General features: G+C 64.4%; 11 protein-coding genes. 7 read left to right on the top strand and 4 right to left on the bottom strand.

Annotation, left to right across the window (positions count from 1 at the left end; all coding sequences use genetic code 11):
- Positions 1–16: 16 nt before the first annotated feature.
- The 6 genes from AWB78_RS05630 to AWB78_RS05605 all read left to right on the top strand — a co-directional run bounded on the left by AWB78_RS05630 (position 17) and on the right by AWB78_RS05605 (position 6,267).
- Positions 17–235: a hypothetical protein gene (locus tag AWB78_RS05630; RefSeq protein ID WP_062603081.1), complete on the top strand. Its 219-nt coding sequence runs from the start codon at positions 17–19 to the stop codon at positions 233–235.
- Between the two features lie 82 nt (positions 236–317).
- On the top strand, positions 318–1,685 hold the full coding sequence (locus tag AWB78_RS05625; RefSeq protein WP_062603079.1) for an NAD(P)H-dependent oxidoreductase: 1,368 nt from the start codon (positions 318–320) through the stop codon (positions 1,683–1,685).
- Positions 1,686–1,738: 53 nt separating this feature from the next.
- A complete protein-coding gene (locus AWB78_RS05620) occupies positions 1,739–3,043 on the top strand; it encodes an MFS transporter (protein WP_062603077.1) in 1,305 nt (434 codons plus the stop codon).
- On the top strand, positions 3,040–3,993 hold the full coding sequence (locus tag AWB78_RS05615) for an amidohydrolase family protein (RefSeq protein WP_062603076.1): 954 nt from the start codon (positions 3,040–3,042) through the stop codon (positions 3,991–3,993). The genes AWB78_RS05620 and AWB78_RS05615 overlap by 4 nt, the downstream gene beginning before the upstream one ends.
- Positions 3,990–4,919 (top strand): amidohydrolase family protein, encoded by a 930-nt coding sequence (locus AWB78_RS05610; protein WP_062603074.1) that lies wholly within the window; start codon positions 3,990–3,992, stop codon positions 4,917–4,919. Before AWB78_RS05615 ends, AWB78_RS05610 begins: the two co-directional genes overlap by 4 nt.
- Before the next feature lie 37 nt (positions 4,920–4,956).
- Complete coding sequence (locus AWB78_RS05605; RefSeq protein ID WP_062603072.1) at positions 4,957–6,267, top strand: MFS transporter; 1,311 nt, start codon at positions 4,957–4,959, stop codon at positions 6,265–6,267.
- Positions 6,268–6,441: 174 nt separating this feature from the next.
- On the opposite strand, the gene AWB78_RS05600 is transcribed toward AWB78_RS05605, so the two are convergent.
- The 4 genes from AWB78_RS05600 to AWB78_RS05585 are packed head-to-tail and all read right to left on the bottom strand — an operon-like array spanning position 6,442 to position 10,603.
- Complete coding sequence (locus AWB78_RS05600) at positions 6,442–7,827, bottom strand: tripartite tricarboxylate transporter permease (RefSeq protein WP_062603070.1); 1,386 nt, start codon at positions 7,825–7,827, stop codon at positions 6,442–6,444.
- The gene (locus tag AWB78_RS05595) at positions 7,827–8,309 is read right to left on the bottom strand and encodes a hypothetical protein (RefSeq protein ID WP_062603068.1); all 483 of its coding nucleotides are present in this window, start codon (positions 8,307–8,309) and stop codon (positions 7,827–7,829) included. The genes AWB78_RS05600 and AWB78_RS05595 overlap by 1 nt, the downstream gene beginning before the upstream one ends.
- A gap of 22 nt (positions 8,310–8,331) precedes the next feature.
- The gene (locus AWB78_RS05590) at positions 8,332–9,270 is read right to left on the bottom strand and encodes a hydroxymethylglutaryl-CoA lyase (RefSeq protein ID WP_062603066.1); all 939 of its coding nucleotides are present in this window, start codon (positions 9,268–9,270) and stop codon (positions 8,332–8,334) included.
- The gene (locus AWB78_RS05585; protein ID WP_269768925.1) at positions 9,263–10,603 is read right to left on the bottom strand and encodes a hydroxymethylglutaryl-CoA reductase, degradative; all 1,341 of its coding nucleotides are present in this window, start codon (positions 10,601–10,603) and stop codon (positions 9,263–9,265) included. Before AWB78_RS05585 ends, AWB78_RS05590 begins: the two co-directional genes overlap by 8 nt.
- A 119-nt stretch (positions 10,604–10,722) precedes the next feature.
- Here AWB78_RS05585 and AWB78_RS05580 point away from each other — a divergent pair, with 119 nt between their 5' ends.
- Positions 10,723–12,099 carry an aminotransferase-like domain-containing protein gene (locus AWB78_RS05580; protein ID WP_062603062.1) on the top strand — a complete coding sequence of 459 codons (1,377 nt, stop codon included), beginning with the start codon at positions 10,723–10,725 and terminating at the stop codon, positions 12,097–12,099.
- The last annotated feature ends 207 nt before the right edge of the window (positions 12,100–12,306 follow it).

Genomic DNA, 12,306 nt, shown 5'->3' with positions numbered 1-12,306 from the left:
TTGAATCGAGACAGTAATGAAATCACCCGAAAAAGTCCCGGAAAGGCTTATACACAAGGGATTCGCGCCATCCGAGCGCGACTACGCGAGTTTCGATCGCCTCCGGGCCATTCTCGCGGGCATGCTGTTTTCCCGCCTGCAGACGATCCGGCGCGGTATACCAAATGACGCATCCGATTGGATCGAATCGGACTCGGCACCGGTTCGTTTCCTTCCGGCCGGCTCGCCGGGCTGAGTCGTGATCCCGATGCCCAACGCCGTTCAACCGCCGGAATGAGCGGCTGAAACCGCAATCTCGCTCCACCAAGGACAGACACATGAATTACGAACATCTCTTCAAAACGCTCGGCAGCCGCTCGATTCGCATCGCGCTCGTCGGTCCGAAAGGCGGCTTCGGCCGGTCGCTGCTCGTGCAGTGCCGCGCGCTGCCGAGCATCGAGATTGCCGCGCTCTGCGACATTGACGTCGACGGCACGCTCGCGACGCTCGCCTCGCTCGGTTTCGACGCTGGCGCCGTGACCGTCTGCAACAACGCGGACGACGTCGAAGCGGCCCGCAGGGCGGGCAGCATCGCGCTGGTCGGCGACTACAGATTGCTCGACGCAGTGGAACTCGACATCGTCGTGGAAGCGACCGGCCAGCCTGAGACAAGCGTCCGGATCGCGGAGAACGCCTTGCAGCGCGGCGTGCATGTCGCCATGGCGACCAAGGAAACCGATTCGGTCGTCGGACCTTATCTGAACCGGCTCGCGATCGAGAACAAGGTCGTCTATACGACGCCCGACGGCGACCAGCCGAGCAACCTGATCGGCCTCGTCACGTGGGCGCGCGTGCTCGGCTTCGAGGTGGTGGCCGCGGGCAAGTCGAGCGAGTACGACTTCATCTACGATCCGACGGCGCACACCGTCGACTATCTGGAACAGCGTCACGGCGTTTCGCTCGATGGGTGCTGGACGCTCGGCGACGATGTCCCCACGACGCTCGCCGCGCGCAGTCAGGCGCTTTCGATGCTGCCGCAGAGCGCGACGCCGGACTATTGCGAGCTGAACGTGGTCGCGAATTCCACTGGCCTCCTGCCGGCGGCCGACGCGCTCAGCTACCCGCTCGCGCGCATCAGCGAACTGGCGGACATCTTCGTGCCCAGGGAAGACGGCGGCATCCTGGAACGAACCGGGGTGGTCGATGTGTTCAACTGCCTGCGCCGTCCGGACGAAGTCAGCTTCGGTGGCGGCGTGTTCGTCGTCGTGCGCTGCAAGGACGACGAGACCTGGCAGTTGCTCAAGCACAAGGGCCATCTGGTCGGCAAGAACGGGCGCTACGCGTGCATCTACCTGCCCTATCACCTGATGGGCCTCGAAACCCCGATGAGCCTGTTCTCCGCCGTGCTGCTCGGCCAACCGACGGGAAGCACCGCGCAACTGCCACACGCGCAGATGGTCGCGCTCGCGGACCGTGATTTCAAGGCGGGCGAAACGCTGGCAATGGGCGGCCACCACCATACGATCGAAGGCGCGACGCCGCTGCTCGTCGATCGCGCGAAGGCCGGTCGCGCCGCGCCGTTCTATCTGGCTGCGAACAAGCGTCTGCTCGCCGATGTGGCGAAAGGCGAACTGGTGCCGCTCGCCGCGCTCGATCTCGAAGGCTCGGCACTGTACCGGGCATGGCAGCGCAATCCGGCGCTCTGAGCGCCCGCGATGAAAGCGACGCCGAAAGCGCCGCAGTCTGATAAGGAGGAGACATGCAAACCGATATTCCCGCAGTTGAATCGCGCAGTTCGTTCCGCTCGCTCGTGTCCACCACGCGCTGGCGCATGGTGCTGCTGCTATTCGTGCTTTACACGATCAACTGCATCGACCGGATGTCGTTGTCCATCGCGATGCCGACGATCGTCCACGAATTCCATCTGGCCGCGACGATGCAGGGGCTGATCCTGTCGGCGTTCTTCTGGACCTACAGCACATTCCAGATTCCCGCCGGCTGGGCAGCAGACCGCTTCGGCGCGCGTCGCATGATCGGCATCTCGGCAGTGCTGTGGGGCGGCTTCCAATGTCTCGCGGCCTTCGCGGTCAACGGCGTGACGCTCTTGCTGTCCCGCATCGGGCTCGGCGTGTTCGAAGCGCCGTATATGCCGGCCGCGACCAAGCTCACTGCGGCGTGGCTGCCGCCCGCGGAACGCGCGCGCGGCGTGACGCTGATCGATAGCGGCGCACCGCTCGGATCGGCGCTCGGCGGCCTCGCGATCAGCGCGCTGATCGCGCTTTCGGGCTCGTGGCGCACGGCCTTCCTGATTGTCGGCGCGGTCACGATCGTGTTCGGCCTGATCGTCTACCGTCTGCTGCGCGAAACGCCCGAGCAGCATCCCCGCATCGACGAAGCCGAAACCGCCTATATCCGCGCGCAGAAGCTCGCCGCCGGTGAAGCGCCGCGTGCGAAGAAGGCGCCGCTCTCGCGCGCCACGATCGCGGCCATGGTGGTCGGCCGGATCGGCTGGGCGATGGTGTTCTTCGGGCTCGTGACGTGGGGGCCGAACTACCTGTCGGTCGGGCGCGGTCTCGACATTCGCAGCATGGGCTTCGCCACCTTTCTGATTTTCCTCGCAGGAGCAATCGGCGAAGTGCTGTCGGGCGTGACCGCCGACTGGCTGCAAAAGCGCTTCTCGCGCAAGGCTGCCTTCAAAATCCTGTTCGGCGTGTCCGGCGGCATGTCGCTCGCCTGCCTGCTCGCCCTGCCCTTCGTGTCGGACATCCGCTATGCCGTCGCCTTGCTGTCGCTCGGCGTGTTCTTCCATCTGTGGGGCGGACTCTATTGGCTGATCCCCGCGATGCTCGCGCCTCGGGAACAGGTCGGCCTCGTCGGCGGCGTGATGAACTTCGCGGGCACGGGCGGCGCCATCGTCGTGCCGATCGTCGTCGGTGTGCTCGTCGATGCGACCGGCGGCTTTACCGCCGTCATCATGTTCTTTGCGGCGGCGGCGTTTGCGTATCTCGTCGGCTCGCTCCTGATCGACTTCGGCAGCAACGCACCCGCCGGAGACCGCGCATGACGCCGCTCTACGACGGTCCTGTCATCGACGCCCATCAGCACTTTTGGGACCTCGAAACGAATCACTATCCGTGGCTCGCGGGCGATACGCTGGTCCCGCACCGCTACGGCGACTATTCGGCGATCAAGCGCACTTATCTGCCAGCGGATTATCTGCGCGATGCTGCGGGTCACAACGTGGTCGGCAGCGTGTATGTCGAGGCGGAATGGGACCCGTCCGACCCGCTCGGTGAGACGCGCTACGTCTCGCAACTGGCGCAATCGTGCGGGCGTCCGAATGCGATCGCCGCGCAAGCGTGGCTCGATCGCGACGATGTGGACGAGGTGCTCGCCGCGCAAGCCGGATTCGCCCGCGTGCGCAGCGTGCGCCACAAACCGGGCCATCCGGACCGGGCCGGCCGCACGCTGATGTCCGATGAACGCTGGCTGCGCGGATACGCGCAGCTCGCGCGACACGGGCTGCACTTCGAGCTGCAGGCGCCGTGGAGCCAGTTGCACGAGGCCGCCCGCCTCGCCCGCGATTTTCCCGAAACGCTCCTGGTCGTCAATCACGCGGGCGTGCCGGGCGATCGCTTGCCCAATACCTTGCGGGGCTGGCGAGACGCGATGAACACGCTCGCGGCGCTGCCGAATGTCGTCGTCAAGGTCTCGGGACTCTGCGTGCGGGACAAGCCGTGGAGCGTGGAGGCGAACCAGCCCGTCATCGATACGCTCCATGCGCTGTTCGGCGCGCAGCGGCTGATGTTCGGCAGCAACTTCCCCGTCGACGGCATGTTCCTCTCGCTCGCCGGCCTGCTGAGCGGTTTCGCGCAACTCGTGCACGCCTGGCCGCATGCGCAGCAGCGGGCGTTTTTTCATGACACCGCCGAGCGCGTGTATCGCCCGCTCGGACTCGGGGAGCGCTCGACCGGGAACGGCTGGCTCCCAACCAACGGAAGGACATCCCGATGACCACCAGACCGCACAATGACCTCGGGTTCACGTTGCCGATCCTCGATGCGCATCATCACTTCTGGGACCTGTCGGACGGTACGTTCCCCTGGCTCACCGACGAATACGACAGCACATTCTTCCTCGGCGACTATCGCCGCATGTGCAGTCACTTCCTGCCGGAGCAATACCGCCGCGCGACAGCGGGATTCGATGTGATCGGCACCGTTCACGTCGAAGCGGAACGCTCGCGCAAGGAGCAAGTGCGCGAGACCGAATGGCTCACACAACTGAACGCGAAAACCGGACTGCCGAGCGCGATCGTCGGGCACGTATTCTTCGTGCAGCCGGATTGCGAAGCCATTCTCGCGGGTCACGCGAAGAGCCCGCTCGCACGAGGCGTGCGCTCGAAGCCGGAAATCTCGACGGGCCCCGGCGAGTCGGTGCGGGGCCGTCCCGGCACGATGCAGGACGACGCCTGGTTGCGCGGCTTGGCTCTCCTCGACAAATACGGCTTTTCGTGGGACCTCCGTGTGCCCTACTGGCATCTGGAAGAAGCGGCTGCTGTCGCCCGGGCGTTCCCCGACACGCCGATCGTCACGAATCACCTCGGCTTGCCGCTCGACCGCTCCAACGAAGGCATCGCGATCTGGCGCGCCGGAATGGAAGCGCTGGCGGCCTGTCCTAACGTGTACCTGAAGGTGTCGGAACTCGGCCTGCCGAATGGCAAGTGGGACAGCGCGAGCAATCGCCGCGTGATCCGCGAAGCCGTAGGTCTGTTCGGCTACGACCGGTCGATGTTCGCGAGCAATCTGCCAGTGGGCAACCTGTCAGCGAGCCTGACGGAGATCGTCGCGGACGTGCTTGCGGCCCTTCCCCAGGCGAGCGAAACCGATCTGCGCAAGCTCTTTGCCGGCACGGCGCGACGCTTCTATCGCATCGATTGACACTGCATCGAACGTACAAAACTATCAGGAGACAGGCATGCAGACCATCGACGAAAACTCGCTCTTCAGGAAAGTATCCGTGCGGATTCTGCCGGTCCTGATGCTCGGCTTTTTCTTTTCTTATCTCAACCGCGTGAACGTGGGCTTCGCCAAGTTGCAGATGGCCAGCGACCTGCAATTCAGCGATGCCGTCTACGGGTTCGGCGCGGGCATTTTCTTCCTCGGCTACTTCCTGCTCGAAGTGCCGAGCAACGTGATCCTGCATAAAGTGGGCGCGCGGCGCTGGATCTCGCGCATCATGGTGACATGGGGCCTGCTCTCCTGTGCGACGATCTTCATCCGCACGCCCACGCAGTTCTATGTCATGCGTTTTTTGCTCGGGCTCGCCGAAGCGGGCTTCATTCCGGGCGCGATCTACTACATGAGCCAGTGGTATCCCGCTGCACGACGCGGCCGCGCATGGGGCGTGTTCTACATCGCACTGGCGTCGTCGGGCGTGGTCGGCGGGCTCGTCTCAGGGTCGATCCTGCGCTTCATGTCGGGCCTGGGCGGCCTGCGCGGCTGGCAATGGCTGATTCTCGTCGAAGGGATTCCGACCGTGCTGCTCGGCATCTACATCTTCTTCCGCATGAGCGAGGATATTCGTCGCGTGTCGTGGTTGTCGGAACCGGAGAAAGCGCACCTGACGAGCGTGCTCGCCGCCGAGAACCGCGACAAGCTTTCACACGGCTTCGCGGGGCTGCTGTTGAACCCGCGAATCTGGGCGCTCGTCGTGATCTACTTCGTCTACAACATGGGGCTCTACGCGATCAGCTTCTGGATGCCCACGCTCGTCCAGAAGATGGGCGTGACGGATGCGTTCACGATCGGCGTGATGACCGCGGTGCCGGGCGTCTGCGCGATCATCAGCATGCTCGTGTTCGGCTTCAGCGCGGACCGCCACAATGAACGCAAATGGCACCTGATTGTGGCGTTCTCGATGGCGGCGATCGGTTTTTCGCTCTGCGTGCTCTGGCAGAATCAGCCGGTCCTCGGTGTGATCGCATTGTGCATCGCGAACATGGGCGTGCTGTCCATTCCAGCGCTCTTCTGGAGCTTGCCGACCGCGTTCCTCACCGGCGTGACGGCGGCGGCCGGCATTGCAATGATCAACTCGATCGGCAATCTTGCGGGCTTCGTTTCGCCTTACATGATCGGTTATCTGAAGGACCTCACAGGGCGCACCGACACAGCATTGTTCGTTGTGGCAGGCGGGCTCGTGCTGGGCGCGCTGCTTCTCGCAGCCCTGCTGCGCGCGCGCCCTAGAGCCAATATCGACGCCCAGCGAGTCCGCGCGAACGTGCGCTAGTCGCCGCATCTCGTGTTATGAGCGCTCTCGTTTCGATGACTAGTTCACCGCTTGCAATGAGCGCCTCTTCTTTCCGGGTTTCAAGCGAACGCCTGTTGAGGCCCGCCTCGATATTGTCGCCGGAGTGCTTGCGGCATGCGACGCGCTCAAAGAGGAGGCGCGCCGCTTTTGCCGTTACGCGCCAAACGCCTTCGTCAATGCGGGCACGCTCAACACAGCGGTGTAATAGCCCATGAACTGCACGCCGGTGTTGAAGCCGAAGTTGCGCGACAACAAGCCGCCGAGCAGGCCGACGCTCAGAATCACGAGCAGGCCGAGCAACTGCCCTTCCCACACGCTGATCACGACGATCAGGCCGACGAACGTCGCGATGATCGCCTCGTGACTGAGCTTCCTCGCGACGAACGATGCCGCGCGATGCGCGTAGTTCATCGACAGCGGATACGCGACGAGCGCCGCCAGCACGACCGCGAGCAGGCCGAAGCCGAGGAACTGCCACGTCGTCATCATCGTGTGCAGGTTGTTGATGTGACCCGTGGCCGCATCGACGAAAAAGCGCGGCGGTGCGTTGAAGAGCGGCGCGGCGGGTCCGGCCGCGACCGGGCTCAACGGCAGGCCGAACGCGATCAGCGGAATCAGCGCCTCGGCGATGTACGTCGCTTCGGTCACGCCGTTGCGCGCGGAGATCACCGTCGTCAGCCGGTGATACGCATGCTTCACGCGCGAGCCGACGAGCTCGCCGAGCACGACTGTCATCGCGACCGGGCTGAACACGAAGGTCGCGCTCGATACGGCCGCCGTCGCCGCGACCCAGCCGCGCTGCTGGCCGTCGAGCACTTTCATCGGGTTCGGGAAGTAGCCGCTCCAGCCCTTCACGTCCGGCGCGAGCGAGAACGTGCGCACGCGTTCGCGGCGCATGCGGGCGCGATCGGCGGGTGAGAGGATCGAGAACAGATCGGCGATGAGCGGCCCGATCGCGATGCCGAGAAAGTAGCTCACGGAAAGCTTCACGCCGTACTTGCCCGTCAGCGCCTGCAATCCGACGATCACCAGCACGAACGGCACGAGCAGGAACACCGAAGCCCATCGTCCCGAAGAAAAATACGCAATCGAGATCGCTGCGGCGAGAAACACCCACGGCGCGGCCTTCGTGATGACCGGCCCGAACGGCGCGAGCAGCACGGCGAACAACACCGCGAGCGGCACGGCCACGAACGCCGCGACGATCGCGCCCGAGATCATCTTGCGCAACGCGATGTGCGGCACGCCGAGATTGCGCAGCATCGTCGCCTGTTGCAGCAGGGGCGTCGCGAGCGTATCGCCCGGAATGCCGAGCAATGCGGTGGGAATCGCGTGCGTCATGTGCTTCGACACGGCGCCCGCCATGAAGAACGAAAACACGCCGACAGGCGGCACGCCGAGCAACACGACGAGCAAGGTGAGCGGCGCGAGCGTCGTGGTTTCATCGGTGCCGGAAATCAGGCCGATGCCCGAGAACACGATCGCGCCGATGAGTCCCATGCCGAGCGCGACGAGCAGTTGAGTGACGAACGGTTCCATCAGCGTGCTCCTTCGCGTTTTTCGTCGCGCTTTTCATACTCTGCGAAGAGCTCGTAGAGACCGAGCTCCTTCATCTCCGCGACGACCGCCGGCGGCAAGTCCGCGACGCGCCCGAGCCCGCCCGCTTCGCTCGCGAGCTGCTTCAGCACTTCTTCGCGGCCCGCCGCTCCGTGCGCCTGTTCGATCACTTCGCGCTTCGGCCTGAAGAGCTTCGCGCAGACCGCGCCCGCGATCAGACATCCGCCGAGACCGACGAGCATCGCGTAGGCACGGGCCATCGCGGCATCCGGTACATACGCGACGAGCACGCGATTCGCGAGCGCGAACGCGCCATAGCTGATCGCGATGCCGAGCACGACCGACCAGGCGAGATGCCGTGTGTCGACCGTATCGCCCCAGATTTCGACAAGCTTATAGTCCATTGTCTCGGCGCTTTGCGAGAGCGCCCGACCGCGCTCGTGCGCGGCGAGTTGCTGTTCCATGTCTCCTCCGTCGATGGAGTTGTTAGATGCACTGCTTTTCTTGGCGGCGGCGTTTTGCTTCGAGCGCGCGCGCCACGCGCGATGACGTCTCGCGTTTCAATGCCGTCGAAATGTAGGCGCCGGCTTGCGCGAGCTTCGCCAGGTCGATGCCCGTTTCGATGCCCATGCCCTCGCACAAATAGACGATGTCTTCCGTCGCGACATTGCCCGTCGCGCCCGGCGAATACGGACATCCGCCGATGCCGGACACCGAGCCGTCGAACACCGCGACACCGCGCTGCAATGCCGCGAGCACGTTCGCGGCGGCCATGCCCCACGTGTCGTGAAAGTGCCCGGCCAATGCTGCGACGGGAACGTGTTCGATGCAGGCATCGAGCATCGCCTGCGTCTTCGACGGCGTGCCCGCGCCGATGGTATCGCCGAGACTGATCTCGTAACAGCCCATATCGAAGAGCTTCTTCGCGACGCGCGCGACCGCTTGCGGCGCGATCTCGCCTTCGAACGGACAGCCGAGCACGCACGACACATAACCGCGGATGCGCACGTTCGCCTCGCGCGCGGCCGCGATCACGGTCTCGAAGCGCGCGATGCTTTCATCGATCGAGCAGTTGATGTTCTTCTGCGAGAACGATTCGGACGCCGCCGCGAAGACCGCGATTTCCTCGACCTGCGATGCGAGCGCGGCTTCGAGTCCCTTGATATTCGGCACGAGCGCGGCGAGCGTCGTGTTCGTTGCGCGCGCCCGATCACGCACGCGTTCGAGCACTTGCGCGCCATCGGCCATTTGCGGCACCCACTTCGGCGATACGAACGACGCGGCTTCGACATAGCGCACGCCTGCATCGATCAGGCGCTCGACGAGGACCGCCTTGACGTCGGCCGACACATGCGACGGCTCGTTCTGCAAGCCATCGCGCGGCCCGACTTCGACGATGCGCACACGCTTCGGCATCTCATTCATCGCGCGGTCCCTGCAGAAGGCTCATGCCGTAATCGACGCTCACATTGCGCGCGGCGACCATCTTCTTCACGACCCAGTCGATATCGGCGCCGCTCGCGCCCGCCGCCAGCGCGATATTGCGCGCGTGCAGCGCCATGTGGCCGCGCTGGATGCCCTCTGTCGATAGCGCGCGCAACGCGCCCATATTCTGCGCCAGGCCGACTGCGACCGCGATCTCGCCGAGTTCCTGCGCCGAGCTCACGTTCATGATCTTCAGCGCGAGCCGCGCGAGCGGATGCGTCTTGGTCGCGCCGCCGACGAGACCGACCGGCATCGGCATTTCGATCGTTCCGACGAGGTCGCCGTCGTTCGCCACTTCCCACGTCGTCAGCGACGTATAGCGTCCGCCGCGGCTCGCGTAGGCATGCGCGCCCGCTTCCACCGCACGCCAGTCGTTGCCGGTCGCGACGATCACCGGATCGATGCCGTTCATGATGCCCTTGTTGTGCGTCGCGGCGCGGTACGGATCGATTGCCGCGAAGAGATAGGCATCGACCACGCCGGCGATCACATCCTCGCCCGCATATTCCTTCGTTTGCAGCGTCGCGGCGCTGTAGCGCACTTGTGCGCGCGCAAGGCGCAGGTCGGCGAGATTCGACAGGATGCGCAATCGCACCTTGCCGCCCGTGATCTCCTCGATGCGGCCCGCGACCGTTTCGGCCATCGTGTTGACGGTGTTCGCGCCCATCGCGTCGCGCACGTCGACGATCAGATGCGCGACGACCATCGCACCGCGCGGCGTGTCCGGAAAGACATGCACTTCGATGTCGCGGCAGCCGCCGCCGAGACCGATCAGCACCTTGTCGCGCGCGTTGGCCATCCCGATCAGCTCGTCGCGATGCTTGAGGATCGCGAGCCGCGCGCCGTACGGGTCCGACACGCCGACGATCTGCACCTGCGCGCGCATCAGCGGCCCGGTGCTCGACGTGCGAAACCCGCCCGCATCGCGAGCGAGCTTCGCCATGAACGACGCCGCCGCGACGATCGACGGCTCTTCCACCGCCATCGGCACCAGCACGTCGCGACCGTTGATCTGGAAGTAGCCGGCGACCGCCATCGGCAATTCGAACGTGCCGACGACGTTTTCGATCATGCCGTTCGCGGTGTCCAGCGGCAGCGCACCGGGCCTGGCGAGCAACGCATGCTCGGCGTCGTCGAGGCCCGCCGCCTGCGCGATATGGGAGAGGCGCTGCGCGGGGGACATCGCGCGGAAATTCGGCAACTTCGAATCGATCATGTGTCTTCCTCTGCTGTCTGGATGTGTGCTTTGACTGTCTTTTTGCGCCGCTTGCAGCGACGCACCGGATGGGCGAATAATAGGCTGACTGTACCCATTTGAAAGGTACAATTTCGGCAAACAGTGAACACACTGTACCCAGTACGGTCGTGTGACTTTTAGAGCAGGCCAATACGATGCGACATGAGAAGCCGAGTCTGTCGGCGACACTCGCGGACAATCTCGCCAGACAGATCACCGAAGGTGTCTTGCGCGCGGGAGACAAACTCCCGTCGATCAGGGAATACGCCGAGGCGAATGGCTGCGCGAAGAACACGGTCATCAGCGCGTTCGACATGCTGACGGCGAACGGACTCATCGAGCCTCGTCGCGGCGCGGGCTTTTATGTCGCGAGCGTGGCGAAGCCGCAGCAGCAGGACGAAGATGCGCCGACGCTCGATCGCGCAATGGATTCGGTCTGGCTCATGCGTGAGCAGTTGCAGAGCAAGCCGGACTTTCTCAATCTCGGCGAAGGATTTCCGCCGGTCGCCTGGCTCGAAGAGACGCGGCTGGATCACTTCCATCAGCGCGTGGTGCGCACCGGTGTCGCCTCGCTCTTTCGCTATGGCAGCCGCTTCGGCTATCTGCCTTTGCGCCAGCACTTGCAGCAGAAGCTCGCCGGCTATGAGATCGAGGCTGCGCCGCAACAGATCGTCCTCACGCACGGCGCGAATCAGGCGATGGACATGGTCGTGCGCTACTTCGTGCGCGCGGGCGACACCGTGCTCGTCGACGATCCCGGTTATTACGCGCTCTTCGGCAAGCTCAAACTGTCCGGCGCGAATATCGTCGGCGTGCCGCGCGGCGTCGACGGGCCGGATATCGCGGCGCTCGAAGAGCGTTTGAAGACGCATCGGCCACGGCTCTTTTTCACGCAATCGGTCGGGCACAATCCGACCGCGACCGATATCAGCGCGGCGAAGGCGCATCGCATTCTGCAGCTCGCGGAGGCGCACGATCTGATCGTCGTGGAGAACGACGCGCTTGCCGATCTGAAGCCGCGTTCGGCCACGCGCATCAGCGCACTCGATCAACTGCGCCGCACGATTTATATCGGCAGCTTTTCCAAGTCGGTGTCGGCGGCGCTGCGCGTGGGCTTTCTCGCCTGCGATGCCGATCTTGCCAGCGATCTCGCCGATGTGAAGATGCTCACGCACGTGAGCAGCAGCGAATACTGCGAGCGCACGCTCGACGCGATCGTCAGCGATGGGCACTTTCTGCGTCACACGAACCGCTTGCAGGACAGGCTCAAGCGCGCGACGGCGACGGGTGTCGAAGCCCTGACGCGTCTGAACGCGACCATCTTCAAGGTCAGCGATCAGAGCCTTTATCTATGGGCGCGTTTGCCCGGGCGCGACGATTCGATCGCGTTCGCCAGGGAGATGCTGGAAAAGCACGTGATTCTCGCGCCCGGGACGATCTTCTCGGCGCATGCGAACAGCGTGTCGCCGTGGTTTCGTTTCAACGTCGCGTATCTTGGCGACCCTCGATTCACAAAGGCCCTGGCGCGTTGAGACGTCGCGGCACTTGATGCTAGCCTGTACGGCCCAGCGTGCGTTGCCTGCCGTCTCCCTGCCGGACAAACTATGCGCACGATTCGGCCTTAACCGACATAGAGACCGGTTGCCTTTGGCTGAGCATGGCGGTGTCGCACGGCAGGACTGCCACTGTCTGCGTCAGCGAACTCACGCTCACGACCCTCAGCTGCCCTTTGATATAGC

Origin of the sequence: Caballeronia calidae (genome assembly GCF_900044055.2) — a bacterium.
GTDB classification, from domain to species: Bacteria; Pseudomonadota; Gammaproteobacteria; order Burkholderiales; family Burkholderiaceae; genus Caballeronia; species Caballeronia calidae.
The sequence above is the reverse complement of the archived record's forward strand: the minus strand, read 5'-3'. Positions and strand labels throughout refer to the sequence as shown.

Bases quoted from the DNA above. Each gene is read 5' to 3' on its own strand.
- AWB78_RS05610 (WP_062603074.1), top strand. From the start codon at position 3,990: ATGACCACCAGACCGCACAATGACCTCGGGTTCACGTTGCCGATCCTC.
- AWB78_RS05600 (WP_062603070.1), bottom strand. From the start codon at position 7,827: ATGGAACCGTTCGTCACTCAACTGCTCGTCGCGCTCGGCATGGGACTC.
- AWB78_RS05595 (WP_062603068.1), bottom strand. From the start codon at position 8,309: ATGGAACAGCAACTCGCCGCGCACGAGCGCGGTCGGGCGCTCTCGCAA.
- AWB78_RS05630 (WP_062603081.1), top strand. From the start codon at position 17: ATGAAATCACCCGAAAAAGTCCCGGAAAGGCTTATACACAAGGGATTC.
- AWB78_RS05605 (WP_062603072.1), top strand. From the start codon at position 4,957: ATGCAGACCATCGACGAAAACTCGCTCTTCAGGAAAGTATCCGTGCGG.
- AWB78_RS05615 (WP_062603076.1), top strand. From the start codon at position 3,040: ATGACGCCGCTCTACGACGGTCCTGTCATCGACGCCCATCAGCACTTT.
- AWB78_RS05580 (WP_062603062.1), top strand. From the start codon at position 10,723: ATGCGACATGAGAAGCCGAGTCTGTCGGCGACACTCGCGGACAATCTC.
- AWB78_RS05625 (WP_062603079.1), top strand. From the start codon at position 318: ATGAATTACGAACATCTCTTCAAAACGCTCGGCAGCCGCTCGATTCGC.
- AWB78_RS05590 (WP_062603066.1), bottom strand. From the start codon at position 9,270: ATGAATGAGATGCCGAAGCGTGTGCGCATCGTCGAAGTCGGGCCGCGC.
- AWB78_RS05620 (WP_062603077.1), top strand. From the start codon at position 1,739: ATGCAAACCGATATTCCCGCAGTTGAATCGCGCAGTTCGTTCCGCTCG.